The organism is Bradyrhizobium sp. 33ap4, from assembly GCF_032654765.1.
In the GTDB taxonomy this organism is placed as follows: domain Bacteria; phylum Pseudomonadota; class Alphaproteobacteria; order Rhizobiales; family Xanthobacteraceae; genus Bradyrhizobium; species Bradyrhizobium australafricanum.
Genome location: NZ_JAUMTJ010000022.1, coordinates 82,676 through 100,145, shown reverse-complemented (window position 1 = coordinate 100,145; position 17,470 = coordinate 82,676). Strand labels below are relative to the sequence as shown.

The 17,470-nt window shown below is 66.0% G+C and carries 14 protein-coding genes; 10 read left to right on the top strand and 4 right to left on the bottom strand.

Going from position 1 to position 17,470, the window contains the following annotated elements; translation table 11 throughout:
- Positions 1-80: 80 nt before the first annotated feature.
- From Q2M23_RS18805 to Q2M23_RS18790, 4 genes are all read left to right on the top strand, one after another.
- Positions 81-1,106, top strand: coding sequence for a class I fructose-bisphosphate aldolase (locus Q2M23_RS18805; protein WP_076825042.1), 1,026 nt, complete (start codon positions 81-83; stop codon positions 1,104-1,106).
- Positions 1,107-1,796, top strand: coding sequence for a thiamine phosphate synthase (locus Q2M23_RS18800; RefSeq protein ID WP_316396478.1), 690 nt, complete (start codon positions 1,107-1,109; stop codon positions 1,794-1,796). It begins immediately after the preceding gene.
- Positions 1,797-1,803: 7 nt separating this feature from the next.
- Positions 1,804-2,886 carry an HcpA family protein gene (locus Q2M23_RS18795; protein WP_316396476.1) on the top strand — a complete coding sequence of 361 codons (1,083 nt, stop codon included), beginning with the start codon at positions 1,804-1,806 and terminating at the stop codon, positions 2,884-2,886.
- Between the two features lie 228 nt (positions 2,887-3,114).
- Complete coding sequence (locus Q2M23_RS18790; RefSeq protein ID WP_057016197.1) at positions 3,115-3,909, top strand: inositol monophosphatase family protein; 795 nt, start codon at positions 3,115-3,117, stop codon at positions 3,907-3,909.
- Positions 3,910-3,923: 14 nt separating this feature from the next.
- Here the strand turns inward: Q2M23_RS18790 and Q2M23_RS18785 are convergent, their stop codons facing one another.
- The 3 genes from Q2M23_RS18785 to Q2M23_RS18775 form a co-directional block, all read right to left on the bottom strand.
- On the bottom strand, positions 3,924-5,063 hold the full coding sequence (locus Q2M23_RS18785) for an AAA family ATPase (protein WP_316396474.1): 1,140 nt from the start codon (positions 5,061-5,063) through the stop codon (positions 3,924-3,926).
- A 116-nt stretch (positions 5,064-5,179) separates the two neighbouring features.
- Complete coding sequence (locus Q2M23_RS18780; protein WP_057016195.1) at positions 5,180-8,335, bottom strand: multidrug efflux RND transporter permease subunit; 3,156 nt, start codon at positions 8,333-8,335, stop codon at positions 5,180-5,182.
- Between the two features lie 6 nt (positions 8,336-8,341).
- Complete coding sequence (locus Q2M23_RS18775) at positions 8,342-9,547, bottom strand: efflux RND transporter periplasmic adaptor subunit (protein WP_316396471.1); 1,206 nt, start codon at positions 9,545-9,547, stop codon at positions 8,342-8,344.
- Between the two features lie 541 nt (positions 9,548-10,088).
- Here Q2M23_RS18775 and Q2M23_RS18770 point away from each other — a divergent pair.
- From Q2M23_RS18770 to Q2M23_RS18760, 3 genes are all read left to right on the top strand, one after another.
- Complete coding sequence (locus Q2M23_RS18770) at positions 10,089-11,075, top strand: hypothetical protein (RefSeq protein ID WP_057016194.1); 987 nt, start codon at positions 10,089-10,091, stop codon at positions 11,073-11,075.
- Positions 11,076-11,102: 27 nt separating this feature from the next.
- Positions 11,103-12,131 carry a peptidoglycan -binding protein gene (locus Q2M23_RS18765; RefSeq protein WP_057016193.1) on the top strand — a complete coding sequence of 343 codons (1,029 nt, stop codon included), beginning with the start codon at positions 11,103-11,105 and terminating at the stop codon, positions 12,129-12,131.
- Positions 12,132-12,504: 373 nt separating this feature from the next.
- Positions 12,505-12,891, top strand: coding sequence for a hypothetical protein (locus tag Q2M23_RS18760; protein WP_057016192.1), 387 nt, complete (start codon positions 12,505-12,507; stop codon positions 12,889-12,891).
- Between the two features lie 115 nt (positions 12,892-13,006).
- Here the strand turns inward: Q2M23_RS18760 and Q2M23_RS18755 are convergent, their stop codons facing one another.
- Entirely contained in the window at positions 13,007-13,327 is a 321-nt protein-coding gene (locus tag Q2M23_RS18755; RefSeq protein ID WP_168859137.1) for a PilZ domain-containing protein, read from the bottom strand.
- Positions 13,328-13,648: 321 nt separating this feature from the next.
- Between Q2M23_RS18755 and Q2M23_RS18750 the strand changes: the two genes are divergently transcribed.
- The 3 genes from Q2M23_RS18750 to Q2M23_RS18740 all read left to right on the top strand — a co-directional run bounded on the left by Q2M23_RS18750 (position 13,649) and on the right by Q2M23_RS18740 (position 17,385).
- Positions 13,649-15,163, top strand: coding sequence for an AMP-binding protein (locus tag Q2M23_RS18750; RefSeq protein ID WP_229192663.1), 1,515 nt, complete (start codon positions 13,649-13,651; stop codon positions 15,161-15,163).
- Positions 15,164-15,307: 144 nt separating this feature from the next.
- Complete coding sequence (locus Q2M23_RS18745; RefSeq protein ID WP_057016190.1) at positions 15,308-16,279, top strand: S1C family serine protease; 972 nt, start codon at positions 15,308-15,310, stop codon at positions 16,277-16,279.
- 23 nt (positions 16,280-16,302) lie between these two features.
- Positions 16,303-17,385 carry a phospholipase gene (locus Q2M23_RS18740; RefSeq protein WP_316396466.1) on the top strand — a complete coding sequence of 361 codons (1,083 nt, stop codon included), beginning with the start codon at positions 16,303-16,305 and terminating at the stop codon, positions 17,383-17,385.
- Positions 17,386-17,470 lie beyond the last annotated feature (85 nt).

Here is a 17,470-nt window from a genome sequence, read left to right as displayed (position 1 = left end):
CGCGACGAACGTTTTCTAGGCATTTGCCCGAGAACCGCCTATTTTGGTTTGCAAAGGCAATGGCTCTGGAGGACGCCCCGATGAACCTCTCCGACCTCAACAAAATCGCGCTTGCCATGGTCACCCCGGGCAAGGGCATTCTCGCCGCCGACGAATCCTCCGGCACCATCAAGAAGCGGTTCGACGCCATCAAGGTCGATTCGACCGAGGACAATCGCCGTGACTATCGCGAGATGCTGTTCCGCTCGCAGGAGGCGATGAGCAAGTACATCTCCGGCGTCATCCTTTACGACGAGACGATCTGGCAGAATGCCAAGGACGGCACGCCGCTGGTCAAGCTGATCGAGCAGGCCGGCGCGATCCCCGGCATCAAGGTCGACGAGGGCACGCAGGCGCTGCCGAACTGCCCAGGCGAACTCGTCACCGTCGGCCTCGACAAGCTCGCCGAGCGGCTGAAGAAATATTACGAGCGCGGTGCGCGCTTTGCGAAGTGGCGCGCCGTGATCGATATCGGACCGCGAATCCCGACCCAGACCGCGATCCGTGCCAACGCCCATGCGCTGGCGCGCTACGCCGCGCTGTGCCAGGCCGCGCAGATCGTCCCGATCGTCGAGCCGGAGGTGCTGATGGACGGCGATCATGACATCGACCGCTGCTACGAGGTGACGCAGCGCGTGCTGAACCGCACCTTCCAGGAATTGCGGGTGCAGCGCGTCGCGCTCGAAGGCATGATCCTGAAGCCGAACATGGCGATCTCGGGCAAGAAGTGCCCGAAGCAGGCGCCGGTGCAGGAAGTCGCCGAGAAGACCATCCGCCTGCTCAAGAGCTGCGTGCCGGCCGCGGTGCCCGGCATCGCCTTCCTCTCCGGCGGCCAGAGCGACGAGGAAGCGACCGCGCATCTCGACGCCATGAACAAGATCGGCAATTTGCCCTGGCGGCTGACCTTCTCCTACGGCCGCGCGCTGCAGGCGGCGCCGCAGAAGGCGTGGTCCGGCAAGCCCGACAACGTCCCCGCGGGCCAGCGCGCCTTCTCGCATCGCGCCCGGATGAACGGGCTCGCGAGCACCGGCAATTGGGAAGCCGGCCTCGAGAAACAGGCGGCATAGTTGGCGACCAAGCCCGTTCCGCCGCGGCCGACGCCGCGCCTCTATCTGGCAACGCCGGCGGTCGATGAGCCTGCGCGGCTTGCGGCCGAGCTCACCGAGCTGCTTGCCGCGGCCGATGTCGCGGCCGTGCTGGTGCGGCTGCGCGAGAGCGATCCGCGCAGCATGATCTCCACCATCAAGGCGCTGGGGCCCGCGATCCAGAACGCCGGCGCGGCGCTGCTGATCGACGGTCATCCCGATATCGTGGCCCGCGCCGGCGCCGACGGCGCGCATCTGACCGGCGTCGCCGCGATGGAAGAGGCGATGCCGTCGCTGAAACCCGACCGCATTGTCGGCGTCGGCGGGCTCGCGACCCGCCACGATTCCATGGCCGCGGGCGAAGCCGGCGCCGACTATGTACTGTTCGGCGAGCCCGACGCCAACGGACAGCGGCCCTCGCGCGAGGCCATCGCCGAGCGGCTGGAGTGGTGGGACGAATTGTTCGAGCCGCCCTGCATCGGCTTTGCAACCTCGCGCGAGGAAGCCGAGACGTTCGCGGCGGCCGGCGCGGATTTCGTGCTGGTCGGAAACTTCATCTGGTCCGATCCGCGCGGCGCCAAGGCGGCGCTTGTCGAGATCGGAGAGGCGATTGCGCGGGCGCATGCCGGCACATTCGGCAAGGCCAAGGCCGACGGAAAGGCCGAGGGATGACGCCGGAATGAAATGCCTGCGTCCGATAGCTGTTGCGCTCGGCTGCACGATGCTGGCGAGCGGCGCGATGGCGCAGCTCTCGATCACGCCGCCGGCACAGACGCCGCCCGCGAAGAAGGAGGCTGCGAAGCCGAAGGTGCATTCGCCGGTCGCGAAGAAGCCGACGCCGAAGCCCGCCGCCTCCGCGACGCCGAAGCCTGCCGCATCTCCGACGCCCTCGCCGACCCCGACCCAGGCCGTCGACGATCCCAATGTCGACCTCGTCTACGGCGCCTATCAGCGCGGCATGTACAAGACCGCGTTCGATCTCGCGACCGCGCGCGCGCAGAACAACAACGATGCCAAGGCCATGACGATGCTGGGCGAGCTCTATGCCAATGGGCTCGGCGTCAAGCGCGACTACGTCAAGGCCGACGAGTGGTACAAGCGCGCCTCCGATGCCGGCGACCGCGAGGCGATGTTCGCGCTCGCCATGATGAAGATCGCGGGCCGCGGCGGCGCCGTCGACAAGGACGCCGCGGTCAAGCTGCTGGCGTCGTCGGCCAAGCTCGGCGAGCCGAAGGCGGCCTATAATCTCGCGCTGCTCTATCTCGACGGCCAGACCCTGCCGCAGGACCTCCGCCGCTCCGCCGAGCTGTTGCGCATGGCCGCCGACGCCGGCAGCCCCGAGGCGCAATACGCGCTCGCGACCTTCTACAAGGAAGGCACCGGCGTGCCGAAGGACCTCGAGAAGGCGGCGCGGCTGCTGCAGGCCGCCTCGCTGGCCGACAATGTCGATGCCGAGGTCGAATATGCCATCGCGCTCTACAACGGCTCCGGCACGCCGCGGAACGTGCCGGCGGCGGTGGCGCTGCTGCGCAAGGCGGCCCGGCAGAACAGCGCGATCGCGCAAAACCGCCTCGCCCATGTGCTGGCGACCGGCGCCGGCGCCCCGGTGGACAAGGTCGAGGCGCTGAAATGGCACACGGTCGCCAAGACCGCCGGCAAGGGCGACCCCGATCTCGACGACATCCTCGCCGATATGAGCCCGGAAGACCGCGCCAAGGCCGAGGCAGCCGCGCGAAAATGGATCGGAAACAACGTCAAATGACGCCTTGACGGCGCCACTTCCAGAGGGCACCCAGTCCGAAACCCAGGGCGCCACAGGCCGTTTCCCGTCATCCTGAGGTGCGAGCGGAGCGAGCCTCGAAGGATGCACGGCCCCGGACCGGGCCGTCGATGCTTCGAGACGCGCGTTCCGCGCTCCTCAGGATGACGGGCAGGGTCTTGCTACGCTGCCCGATCGATTTCCAACGCTCGAAAGCCACCAGCTTCCATCATGCTCTATTCCGCTCTCATCAATGTCATGGTCAAGGCCGCGCGCCGCGCCGGCCGCAGCCTCAAGCGCGACCTCGGCGAGATCGAACATCTCCAGGTGTCGCTGAAGGGGCCGGCAAACTTCGTCTCGCTCGCCGACAAGCGCGCCGAGGAGATGCTCTACACCGACCTCGAGAAGGCCCGGCCCGGCTACGGGTTCGTCGGCGAGGAAGGCGGCAAGCGCGAAGGCTCTGACAAGAGCCACACCTGGATCGTCGATCCCCTGGACGGCACCACCAACTTCCTGCACGGCATCCCGCAATTCGCGATCTCGATCGGGCTGAAGCGCGAGGACACCGTGATCGCCGGCGTGATCTACAATCCCGCCAATGACGAGCTCTACATCGCCGAGCGCGGCAAGGGCGCGTTCCTCAACGACCAGCGGCTGCGCGTCGCCGGCCGCCGCCAGCTCAACGAATGCGTTGTCGCCTGCGGCCTGCCGCATATCGGCCGCGGTAACCACCAGCTGGCGCTGCAGGAGATGGCGGCGCTGCAGACCAAGGTCGCGGGCTTCCGCCGCTTCGGCGCCGCCTCGCTCGACCTCGCCTTTGTCGCTGCCGGCCGGCTCGACGGCTATTGGGAGCGCAATCTGCAGGCCTGGGACGTCGCGGCCGGCCTGCTGATGGTCCGCGAAGCCGGCGGCACCGTCTCCGGCATCCAGGGCAATGACGACCCGCTGCAGACCGGCCACATCGTCTGCGGCAACGAGTTCGTGCACGGCGAGCTGATCAAGATCCTGAAGCCGCTCGGGCAGTAACGCGACGGCGCGATTTAATCGTCGTCGTCATCGTCATCCTGGTCGTCCTCGCGGTCACGAAATTCACCGCCCGCGGTCAGGCCCTCGATGGTGGTGGCGCCCTTCGTCTTGATCACCCGGCGCAGCGGCACCGCGCTCTCGCTGCGCAGCGCTTCCATCAGAGGCTCCGAATGGGTGACGATCCAGATGTCGGCACGGCGCGATGCCTTGGCGATCAGCCGCGCCAATGGCGCCAGCAGCGAGGGATGCAGGCTGGTCTCGGGCTCGTTCAGCGCGATGAACGGCGGCAGCCGATAGCCCATGAACACGGCGAGCAGGCAGATATATTTCAGCGTGCCGTCGGATAGTTCGTGCGCCTTGAATGGCCGCGGCATGTCCTCCAGTTGCAACTGGAATTCACATAGCCCATTTTTTTCCCAAGCCCGCAGTTCGGCGCCCGGAAATGCGTCCTCGATCGCATCCTGCAGATCGCCGGCATCCTGCCTGATCGTGAACAGGGTTGCCAACACGGCAGCCAGATCGTGGCCATCGGCGCTCAGCGAAGGTGTCGTGATCGCGAGACACGGCTTTCGTATCGGCGACGCCGGATCGGTCCGGAAGTCGTGATAGAATCGCCAACTCAGCATTGCATTTCGGATCAGGTCGATCTCGGGACTTCCCTTACCATCCGAAAATCCGGCCAGTGCGGTTTCCGACGGCAGCACCGCATCCTTGTGCTGGCTCCAGGTGCCGTTCTCATCGCGGACACTGACGAGTGAGTTGGTGCGCTCCAACATCAGTATTGTCTTCTTGCCGTGGGTCGCCTCGATCGTTTCGGACTTGATCATCGGCTCACCGGGAAATGCCGCCACGACCGGGCTCGGGAATCCGAGCTCGATGGAATATCTGACGTGGTCGAGCCTCACGGCCAACCGCAGACGCGCATCGTCTCCGCGTCTGCGATGGCCGGACCAGAAGACGGAATTCAACCCGCCTTCGTCGGAGATCGTGCGCGTGATCCGGCCGGTCGCAGCATCCCGCAACAGCGACAGCGACTTGTAGAGATTGGATTTGCCGACGCCGTTCTCGCCGACGAAGACGGACAGCGGCTGGATGGGCATGAAGAGCCGCCGGATCGAGCGATAATTCGAGATCGCAATATCGCTCGGCCGCATCGCATGCCCTCAATCCCCGGGTTGCCCAAACGCTTCCCGTTCAATCCAGAGCTGCAATCTGGATTGGTCAGCTTGCGAAAGCAAGCTGCTGATCTGAGCAGCACCGGTCCCTGATGTCAGTGACCGATCCTTGCCGGCGCGGGCGGGCCATATACCTCACCCTGCCCCGGCGCCGTTTCGCGATCGCCGGCCAGCACGCGCTGCACGCTGACGAAGAACACCGGCACCAGGAGCAGCGCGAGGATCACCACCGCGATCATGCCGCCCATCACTGACGTGCCGAGTGCCTGCTGGCTGGCGCCGCCGGCGCCGGTCGCGATCGCCATCGGCAGCACGCCGCAGACGAAGGCCAGACCGGTCATCAGGATCGGGCGGAATCTGAGGCTGCACGCCTCGATTGTCGCCTCGACCAGCGGCTTGCCTTGCGCGCGCAGATCCTTGGCAAACTCGATGATCAGGATCGCGTCCTTGGCGGCAAGACCGATGATGGTGATCAAACCGACGGTGAAATAGACGTCGTTGGAGAGCCCGCGCATCGTCGCCGCCACCACCGCACCGAGAATGCCGAGCGGAATGGTGAGCAGCACCGCGAGCGGAATGGTCCAGCTCTCATAGAGCGCGGCCAGCAAGAGGAACACCACCAGCACCGACAGCGCGAGCAGGAACGGCGCCTGCGAGCCCGACAGCTTCTCCTGCAGCGACTGGCCGGTCCATTCATAGCCGAAGCCGCGCGGCAGCTTGTCGGCGAGCCGCTCCATTTCGGCGATCGCATCGCCCGAGGTGAAGCCCGGCCGCGCCTCGCCGGAGATGCGCACCGCCGGATAGTAGTTGAAGCCCGCGATCTGCGTCGGCCCCTTCGTCCACTCGATGGTGGCGAAGGCCGAGAACGGCACCAGCTGGCCGCGGCTGTTCTTGACGTTGTAGTTGAGGATGTCGTCCGCGTTCATGCGGCTGGTCTTGTCGGCCTGCACGATGACGCGCTGCATGCGCCCGCGGTTCGGGAAGTCGTTGATGTAGTTCGAGCCGAGATTGGTCGAGATCGTGTTGTTGATGTCCTCGAAGGTGAGGCCGAACGCGCCCGCCTTCTCGCGGTCGATCATCAGATTGACCTGCGGCGCGGGCGGCAGGCCTTCGACATAGACCTTCTGCAGGATCGGGCTGGCATTGGCCTCCGCGATCAGGCGATCGGACGCGGCGATCAGCGCCGAATAACCCTTCTGGCCGCGGTCCTGCAGGCGGAACGAGAAGCCCGAGGAATTGCCGAGGTTGTCGATCGGCGGCGGCTGCAACGCCGAGATCCTGGCGTCGCGGATCGACGACAAATCGCGGTTGATGTCGGCAACGATGGCGGCGGCGGAATCCTTCGGGCCGCGCTCCGACCAGTCCTTCAGGGTGATGAAGGCCTGCGCGGTGTTCATGCCCTGGCCGAGGAAGCTGAAGCCGGTGAGGAACGTGACGTTCTCGATGCCGGCGCGGTCCTTGAGGTACTTCTCGACCTGCTCGACCGCGGCTTCGGTCCGGGCATAGGACGATTCCGACGGCGTCTGCACGTCGGTCGTGATGAAGCCCTGGTCGTCGACCGGCAGGAAGCCGCCGGGCAGCCGCACGAAGCCGTAGGCGACGCCAAGGAACAGCACGAGGTAGATCAGCATCAGGCGGCCGGTGCGCTTCAGCGAGCCCTGCACGGTGCGGGTATAGCCCGCGCGGCTGGTGTCGAGCACGCGGTTGAACCAGCCGAACACGCCCTTGCTGGCATGGCCGTGGCCCTTCTTGACCGGCTTGAGCAGCGTCGCGCACAGCGCCGGCGTCAGCGACAGCGCGAGCAGCGCCGAGAACGCGATCGCCGCCACCATGGTGACCGAGAACTGCCGGTAGATGATGCCGACCGAGCCGGGGAAGAACGCCATCGGCACGAACACCGCCATCAGCACCAGCGTGATGCCGATGATGGCGCCGGTGATCTGCGACATCGCTTTCTTGGTGGCTTCCTTCGGCGGCAGGCCCTCCTCCGCCATGATGCGCTCGACGTTCTCGACCACGACGATGGCGTCGTCGACGAGGATGCCGACCGCCAGCACCATGCCGAACATGGTCAGCATGTTGATCGAAAAGCCCGCGATCATCAGCGTAGCGCAGGCGCCCAACAGCGCCACCGGAACCACGATGGTCGGGATGATGGTGTAGCGGATGTTCTGCAGAAACAGGAACATCACGACGAACACCAGCACCACGGCCTCGACCAGCGTCGTCAACACCTTCTTGATCGAAGCCTCGACCACCGGCGTGATGTTGTAGGGGATTTCGTAGGAGATGTTGGCCGGGAAGAAGCGCGACAGCTCCTTCATCTTGGCTTCGACCGCGCTCGCGGTCGCCAGCGCATTGCCCTTCGGCGACAGCAACACCGAGAGGCCGGCGGTCGGCTTGCCGTCGAGGCGGGTGTTGAACTGGTAGCTGAGGCCGCCGATCTCGATCCGCGCGACGTCGCGCAGGCGGACCGTCGAGCCGTCGGCGTTGGCGCGCAGGATGATGGCGCCGAACTCGTCGGGAGAGGACAGCTGGCCCTTCACCAGCACCTGCGCGGAAATCTTCTGGGTATCTGTGCTCGGCTCGGCGCCGATGCTGCCGGAGGCGACCTGGGCGTTCTGCGCCGTGATCGCCTTGTTGACGTCGTCGGCGGACAGGCCGTAGCCGACCAGCTTGGCCGGATCGATCCAGATCCGCAAGGACCGCTCGGTCGAATACAGCGTGGCGCGGCCGACGCCGGGGATGCGGCGCACCTCGCCCAGCACGTTGCGGATCATGAAGTCGCCGAGGCCCACTTCATCCAGCGAGCCGTCGGTCGAGTTCAGCGTGATGATCTGCAGCACGGCGGACGAGGCTTCCTCGACCAGGATGCCCTGCTGGATCACGGCGCGCGGCAGCCGCGCCTCGACGCGCTTGAGGCGGTTCTGCACCTCGACCGAAGCCTGGCTGGTGTCGGTGCCCGGCTTGAAGTTGGCGATGATCTCGACCTGGCCAAGCGAGTCGGAGGTCGATTCGAAGTTCAGGATGTTGGCGGCGCCGTTGAGCTCCTCCTCGATCAGCCGCGTCACGCTGTTGTAGAGGTTCTCCGGCGACGCGCCGGGATAGCTGGTCGAGATCGAGATCGAGGGCGGCGCGATGATCGGATATTGCGCGACCGCGAGCAGCGGAATCGAGATCGCGCCGATCAGACAGATGAACAGCGCGACGACCCAGGCGAAGATCGGCCTGTCGATGAAGAAGCTAGGCATGCCGGATCACCGCACTGCGTGCGCGGTCTGGTGCGGATCCGTCGGTGCTGCAGCTGCGTCGACCTCGCGCCAGGCTTGCGGCCGGACCTTGTCGCCGGCGGCGAATTTCTGGAACCCCTCGACGACGACCTTGTCGCCGGCCTTCAGGCCGTCGGTCACGAACCAGGAACCACCCTGCAGCGAGCCGGTGCGCACCGGCTGCACCGCGACGTGATTGTCGGCCTTGACGACGAACACCTCGCTGCCGCCGCCGCCATTGCGCTGGATCGCCTGCTGCGGCACGGCAATCGCATCGCTGTCGATGCCCTGCTCGATCAGCACGCGCACATACATGCCCGGCAGCAGGATGCGATGCGGGTTCGGGAACTCGCCGCGCAACGTCACCTGCCCGGTATAGGCGTCGACCTTGGCGTCGGAGAACAGCAGCTTGCCCGGCAGCGGGTAGATCGAGCCGTCGTCGAGCACGAGGCGCACCTTCATCGCGTCGGGCGCGATGCGGTCGAGATCGCCGCTCTCGAAGGCGCGGCGGAGCTGGTTCATCTCGGTCACGGACTGCTGGAAGTCGGCGTAGATCGGATCGAGCTGCTGGATGGTCGCAAGGCTCGCGGCGTCGTTCTGCACGACGAGCGCGCCCTCGCTGACCAGCGCCGCGCCGATGGTGCCGTCGATCGGCGCGCGGATCGTCGCATAATCCAGATTGAGCTTGGCTCGCGCGACTTCGGCCTCGCGACCCTGCACGTCGGCTTCGGCCTGCTTCAGCGTCGCGATCGCCTTTTCGTTCTCGGCTTCCGGCGCCGCGCGCTGGCTGGTCAAGGTGGCGATACGGCGGGCCTGCAGCGCGGCCTGTTCGAGCACGGCCTTGGCGCGCGCCAGCGCCGCCCCGGTCGACTGCAATTCGACTTCGAACGGGCGCGGATCGATCTGGTACAGGGGATCGCCGACCTTCACCTCGCTGCCCTGATGGAACATGCGGTTGACCACGATGCCCGAGACGCGCGGGCGTACCTCGGAAACACGGGTCGGCGCGATGCGGCCCGGCAGCTCGCGCAGCATCGCGCGCGCCTGCGGCTTCACGGTGACGACACTGACGTCCGGCTCGGGTGCTTGCACGGCGGCGGTTGCGGTGTTCGGCTCGTCGCAGCCTGCAAGCAGTGGCGCCGTCACGGCCAGCATCAGAGCAATGCATGCCGATTGCGCGCGAAGTCCAGACATTGAGATAATCGCCCCTGAAAGGTTTGAACAAACGAACGGCGGTGTCACGGCGACACCGCTCGCGTTGCTGCGATGAAAATAAAATCTGCTTGCTGCGACGCAATGCGTTTTTGGGCGGCTCAATGTCACAGAATGCTATCACTCTGATTTCGCGGCATCTTTTGTCTTGTCACCGCATTGTGAGCGGGTTCCATCGCAGGCTGTGGGAATGCATTAAGGTCTGCGTGAGCGGGAACCCCGCCATTTTGCCTGCGCGGAATGCCGCACCTCGCAACAACGAGACAATCGGACCGAATCACCATCGTCGCGTTCGCCTCACCGAATGACGCGTGCAAGCCGACCTCATTTCGCGATCTGCGGGTGGGGTGTGCAGTTCAGCGGATGGTGATGCGCCGAGCGGTCGGAAAGCCGTGCAAAGCGGCAACGGCCCACGAGATTCCAACTCAAGGTCCTGTTTGCTGCCCCTGGAATCGGCTTTCCTCACTCCGCCGCTGTGCCATATTGCTCGCAGATGCGGCCTTCGCGAACGGATGACCCGGCAATGCCTCCTTCCCGCTCCGACATGGAGATCGAATTGAGCAAGCTGTCCTCGCCTCGTATCTTCCTGGTGCGGATGCTGGTGTTCCTGGTGCTCTGCGGCCTGGTCGGGGTCGTGCTGTACAAGCAGATCGTCACCGCCTTCTTTGCCAATCCGGGGCTGAACGCCCTGATCGGGGCGGTGCTGCTGATCGGCATCATCCTGGCGTTCCGCCAGGTGATCCGGCTCTATCCCGAGGTCGCCTGGGTCAACAATTTCCGCATCGCCGATCCCGGCCTTGCGATCGAGCGCCGCCCGACGCTGCTTGCCCCGATGGCCGCGATCCTCGGCGGCGAACGCTCGGGGCGGATGTCGATCTCGCAGCAGACCATGCGACATCTGCTCGATTCGATCGCAACCCGCCTCGATGAAGCCCGCGACATCTCGCGCTACATGACCGGCCTGTTGGTGTTCCTCGGCCTGCTCGGCACCTTCTGGGGCCTGATCGAGACGGTGGGCTCGGTCGGCAAGGTGATCGACGGGCTCAAGGTCGGCGGCGACTCCGGCGCGCTGTTCGATACGCTGAAGGAGGGCCTCGCCGCGCCGCTCGGCGGCATGGGCATCTCGTTCTCGTCCTCGCTGTTCGGCCTCGCCGGCTCGCTGATCCTCGGCTTCCTCGACCTGCAGTCGAGCCAGGCCCAGAACCGCTTCTACACCGACCTCGAGGACTGGCTCGCCGGCACCGTGCGCGGCATTTCCGGCGATGAAGCCGGCGTCTCCGGCGACATGCAGGGCGCGATCGATCGGCTCCGCACCGCGCTCGAGGAAGGCGGCGGCGGCCGCAGCACCACGGCCGCGATGGCCAATCTTGCCGAGGCGATCCAGGGACTGGTTGCGCATATGCGCACCGAGCAGCAGATGATCCGGGAATGGGCCGACGGCCAGGGCGAGCAGAACCGCGAGATCAAGCGGCTGCTCGAACGCCTCGCCCGCCAGCCCGAGAAAAGCTAGCCGGGGAGCAAGCCCAAGGAGACACCCATGGCCCTCGCCCGCTCGCGCCGCAGCGAATCCGGCTTCAACTACTGGCCCGGCTTTGTCGACGCATTGTCGACGCTGGTGCTGTCGATCGTGTTCCTGCTGTCGGTATTCCTCGTCGTGCAGTTCTTCCTGTCGCAGGAGGTCACCGGCAAGGACAAGGCGCTGGAACAGCTCACCGCCAAGATCGCCCAGCTCAACGACCTGCTGTCGCTGGAGAAGCTCTCCAAGCTGACGCTCGACGACCAGGTGGCGCAGCTGCGCGCCGGGCTCGCTTCCGCCGAAGGCGAGCGCGACCGCATGAAGGGACTCTATGAGGGGCTCGCGAGTTCCGGCAGCGACGCGCAGGGCCGCGCCAACGAACTCAACAAGGCGCTGGAGTCCGAGAAGGCCGTATCGTCGCGCGCACTTGCGCAGATCGAGCTGCTGAACCAGCAGATCAGCGCGCTGCGCCGCCAGCTCGCCGCGCTCGAGGAGGCGCTCGACGCCTCCGAGAAACGCGACAAGGAATCGCAGAACCGCATCGCCGATCTCGGCCAGCGCCTCAATGTCGCGCTGGCGCAGCGGGTGCAGGAACTGTCGAAATACCGCTCGGAATTCTTCGGCCGGCTGCGTGCGATCCTCGGCAACCGTCCCGATATCCGCGTCGTCGGCGACCGCTTCGTGTTCCAGTCGGAAGTGTTCTTCGACACCGGCCAGGCGACGCTGCTGCCCGAGGGCAAGACCGAACTCGAAACTGTCGCGAGCGCGCTGATCGATCTCGACAAGCAGATTCCGCCCGAGATCGCCTGGGTGCTGCGCGTCGACGGCCACACCGACGTGCGGCCGATCAACAGCCCGCTGTTCAAGTCCAACTGGGAGCTGTCCTCGGCGCGCGCGATCTCGGTGGTGCAGTACCTGGTCTCGCTCGGCGTGCCGGCGCAGCGCCTGGTCGCCGCCGGCTTTGCCGAATTCCAGCCGCTCGACACCGCGCAGACCGAAGAGGCCTACAAGCGCAACCGCCGCATCGAGCTGAAGCTGACAGAACGCTAGGACGACGGCGCCTGGCCAACCAGTCGTCATTGCCGTGTTTGCGTGAACCCGTGAGGACGGGCACACGGCGCTATCCGTTCGTTGTCCTGGCGAAAGCCAGGACCTATAACCATCCCACTTGATCCTGGACGGGATCGTGGCCCCAGCGTCGCGCAACAATTGAGATTTGGGGTAATGGGTCCTGGCTTTCGCCAGGACGACATTGAGTGTGTGGCGAGGTCTGTGAGTCACACATCCGCATTCTCGCGACATGAATGTCCAAACTTCATGTCGAAAGATCCGCAACACCGGCGAGGCGTCGCCGCGATCGGTGGAGACCGTTCATTACACGGATATTTGCTTCGCCCTGGCGAGGCGTCCGGGAACGCATCAAATGCGGCTGACGTTATGTTGGTATCGCAATCTCGCGGGCTTGGCGGATGTCTCGTCTCCGTCGCGGCTGTGCCTGTCGCTCAAGCCTCACCGCGCCATCTCGGACCAGCACATGTTCAAGACCAAATTTGCCATCGTCGTCGCCGCCGGCCTCATCCTCGCACCGGCCCCGCTTCTCGCGCAGAACACCGGCGGCACCCCGCTGCCGCCGAGGCCTGGCGACCGCGCCGCGCCGTCGAACGGCGTCGGCGGCACTGCGCTCCCGACCCAGTCCGGCCAGCGCGTCGCACCGTCTTCGGGCACCGGCGGCGGCAGCGCCGCACCGGCGCTTCCGGGAGGCCCGACGGGCACCACCACCGGCAATGCCGACAATCCGCAGCGACGTTGACGTGAGCCACGCTTGCGCGGGACGTCCTGGCGTGAGCCATTGAACGCGCGCCCGATCCGATCGGCGATGGCCTGCGCCGAACGTCCATTCGAACATTGATTGATGAAACGCCGCGCTAGGTCGCGCCGGCCGGCTCCGCGGCAGGTTCAACCGGCTCGACTTCGGCCGTCACGAACTTGAGCCCGTAGGTCTTGCCGCGACGCCAGACCACCTCGCAAGGGTAGCGCTTGGCATGATCGGCGAGCAGCGTCAGCGCGAGGCGGTCATTCACCTCGAACTCGACCTCGGTGGTGATCTTGGCGCCGCCCGGCGAGATGTCGACCACGGCGCATTCGCTCTCGGTCGCGCCGTCGTCGACCGTGATCCAGGCCGCACGATTGTTGAGCTGGCGCCGCGGCTCGCGACTGACCTTGATCCGTGCTCCATTGCTCGCCATCGTCGCCGTCCTTGAAGCCATTGGTCATTGAAAGACATTGCACGCCGTGCACGTCGCTCGACGCGCCCGGCACAGAACCGCAACGGCCACAATGCCGGCCCCCCGTAAAGCCCGGCTTAGCGCGATCGCTTGAACTTTACCGGAATCTTGACGCGGCTTTTAGCGAACAGGGATTCTGCAACTCCATCAGCGGGATACCGGCCGCATGGACAGCCGCCGGCTTGACACGGAGACTGCACTCTTGGTGAAGTGGCGGCCGTGGCCTTGGCCACATCCCTGCAACAAGAGCGCTTCAAGCCGCCTTTTCCGACGGAAACGACCATGCTGATCCCCCTCGCCGACGTGCCGCGCTGGTATGCCGAACGCAAGCCCACGGATGCGATCGCCATCAGTCATGGCGCGGATGCGCTGACCTGGCTCGAGCTCGAGCGCCGCGCCAATGCACGGGCGCGCGCCTTCGCCGCCAAGGGCGTCAAGCCCGGCGACTTCGTCGCGATCGGGCTGCCCAACAGCAACGCGTTCTTCGAGACGACCTTCGCGGTGTGGAAGTGCGGCGCGACGCCGACCTCGCTGTCATGGCGGCTGCCGCGCGGCGAGGCCGCTGCCGTGCTCGAGATTCTGAAACCGTCGCTGGTGGTCGGCGGCGAGGCCGACTGGAATGCGCCGAATTCGCTGCCGGTGAATTTCGTGCCGGACGGATTCTCCGAGGAGCCGCTCGATGCGCCGGTCGCGCGCTACTGGAAGGCGATGACGAGCGGCGGCTCGACCGGGCGGCCGAAGGTGATCCTCGATCACAACCCCGCGGTGATCGAGACCACGGCCGAGGCGACGCTTGGCATTGCGCGCGACACCTCGCTGCTCAATCCGGGGCCGCTCTATCACAATGCGCCATTCATCCTCTCGCACTTTGCGCTGTTCGGGGGCGGAAGGGTCACCGGCATGGTGAAGTTCGACGCCGAGGAGACGCTGCGGCTGATCGAGCGCGAGCGCGTGCAATGGGTGAACTTCGTGCCGACCATGATGCACCGGATCTGGGCGCTGCCCGAGGAGGTGCGCAGCCGCTACGACGTCTCCAGCCTGAAAATCGTGTTTCACATGGCAGCGCCGATGCCGCCCTGGCTGAAGGAGAAATGGATCGAATGGCTCGGCCCCGAGCGGATCTGGGAGCTCTATGGCGGCACCGAGCGGCAGGGCGCCTGCGTGATCTCAGGCACCGAATGGATGGCGCACAAGGGCTCGGTCGGCAAGATCGGCGAGACCGCGAAACTGCGCATCATCGGCGAGGACGGCAACGACGTCGCGCCCGGCGAGACCGGCGAAATCTATTTCCTGCCCAATGACGGCGCCGGCTCGACCTATCACTATCTCGGCGCAACGCCGAAGCGGCGGCCGGATGGCTGGGAGTCGCTCGGCGACATCGGCCGACTCGATGAAGAAGGCTATCTCTATCTCGGCGACCGGCTCGCCGATATGGTTCTGCGCGGCGGCGCCAACATCTATCCGGCCGAGGTCGAGGCCGCGGTCAGCGAGCATCCCGAGGTGCGCTCCTGCGTCGTGGTCGGACTGCCCGATCCGGAATTCGGCCAGCGCGTGCATGCAATCCTCGAGCTCGCCGACAGCGCCGATGCGCAAGCGATCGCCGACGGCATGGGCGATTTCCTGAAGGACCGGCTCAGCCGCTACAAGCATCCGGAAAGCTTCGAGCGCGTCGGCACCGCGCCGCGCGACGATTCCGGAAAGGTTCGCCGCACCATGCTGCGCGACGAGCGCGCCGCGTGGATCAAGGACAACCGTGCCTTCCGCATCATGCCGGCGCGTGCGGCAAAAACCGAATAGGTTCAATTATCTTGCGAGGGGCAGGTCTGCACGCCACATGAGCTGTGCAGGCTGCCCTGCAAGGTATATCATTCCATCTTCCCTGCCGGCAGAACCTCGGTCTACCTTGAGGTTCCAGCGCGCTGCACGCCAGGAGATCCCTTGATGCCCTCCACGACCGAATGGAAAGTGCCCGCGGCCTTTCAGCCTCGCCCCGAAGATTACCGCTACGATCTCGATCGCGCGCTGATGAGTGTGGTCGGGCTGCACTCGATCATTCCGCCGGATGCTTTCAGCGCCGAGACGCTCGGCACCGAGCGCGCCGGCAATGGCGTCCTGATCGACGACGGGCTGGTGCTGACGATCGGCTATCTGATCACTGAAGCCGCCACGGTGTGGCTGCATCTCGGCGACGGCCGCGCGGTCGAGGGCCACGCGCTCGGCTTCGATTTCGAATCCGGCTTCGGCCTGGTGCAGGCGCTCGGCCGGGTCGATCTCGAGCCGCTGCGGATCGGCTCGTCCGCGGCGACGCAGGTCGGCGACAATGTGGTGCTCGGCGGCGCCGGCGGCCGCACGCGCTCGGTCGCAAGCCAGATCGCGGCGAAGCAGGAATTCGCCGGCTACTGGGAGTATCTGCTGGACGAGGCGATCTTCACTTCTCCGTCGCATCCGAACTGGGGCGGCACCGGGCTGATCAACAATGCCGGCGAGCTGATCGGCATCGGCTCGCTGCAGCTCGAACGCGAGCGCTCGGGCCACGCCGAGCATGTCAACATGATCGTGCCGATCGATCTGCTCAATCCGGTGCTGGACGATTTGCGCAAGTTCGGCCGGGTCGACAAGCCGGCGCGGCCGTGGCTCGGCATGTTCACGACCGAGATCGACAACCGCCTCGTGGTGGTCGGCGTCGCCAGCAAGGGACCGGCGGCGCGCGCCGAACTGAAGACCGGCGACGTGATCCTCGCGGTCGACGGCGACAAGGTGACGAGCCAGGCCGGCTTCTACCGCAAGCTCTGGTCGCTCGGCGCGGCCGGCGTCGACGTGCCGCTGACCATCTATCACGAGGGCGTCACCTTCGACGTCACGCTGACCTCGATCGACCGCATAAAGCTGTTGAAGGCGCCGCGGCTTCATTGAGGCAAAGGGAAGAGGCAGCGGCGATGAGCGAGGCGGTGGTTGACGACATCGTGGCCGTGCTGCCGCCGCTGTTGCAGACGCTGGAATCGCTGTCCTTCGTCGCGCGCAACCTCAATCCGCCGGACTTCGATCGCGTGATGCAGATTGCGGGCGAGCCGGAGGAGGCCTTGCAGGCGGTGCGGCCGCGGCTCGCCGACTGGCCGGAGAAATTCGCGCACATCAAGACCGCGCTGGAAGCCGCGATCGAACCAGCGCTCGCCGGCTACGCAGGGCTGCGCGCCGTGCAGAACGGCGAAGGCGATCTGGTCAACGTATTCCGCGCGCTGCGCTATCTGCCGCGGGCGCAGGAGGCGCTCTATCCCTTGACCGAGTTGCCGCCGGTCAGCGGCTTCTTCATCGCGCCCGATCTGCGCGAGGATACCGAGCTGCAGGCGAAGCTCGCGGCCAAGCCCAACGCCGACACCGGCATCTTCCACGAGCGCAACGAGCCGAGCAGCCGCGGCGGCTTCTCGATGTACGTGCCGGAATATTACACGCCGGATCGCGCCTGGCCGCTGGTGATGGCGCTGCATGGCGGCAGCGGCAATGGCCGCGGCTTCCTGTGGAGCTGGCTGCGCGACGCGCGCAGCCGCGGCGCCATCCTGGTGGCGCCGACCGCGACCGGCCAGACCTGGGCGCTGATGGGCGAGGACACCGACACGCCGAACCTGAACCGCATCATCGACCAGGTGCGCGCGCACTGGACGATCGACGAGACGCGCACGCTGCTCACCGGCATGAGCGACGGCGGCACCTTCAGCTATGTGAGCGGGCTCGACGGCGCCTCGCGCTTCACGCATCTGGCGCCCGTTGCCGCGACCTTCCATCCGCTGATGGCGGAAATCGCCGACGCGGAGCGGCTGCGCGGCTTGCCGATCTTCATCACCCACGGCCGGCTCGACTGGATGTTCCCGGTGCAGACCGCGCGGCGGACCCAAGGCCTGCTGTCGGCCGCCGGCGCGAGGGTGACCTATCGCGAGATCGACAATCTCAGCCACACCTATCCGCGCGAGATCAATGCGGAGATCATGCAGTGGATGAATGGTGAGCGAGCCGACAGCACCTGAGGGATCGTATCCCGTCATTGCGAGCCAAGCGAAGCAATCCATTGTCACCGAGCACGCGGGCAGATGGATTGCTTCGTCGCTGTCG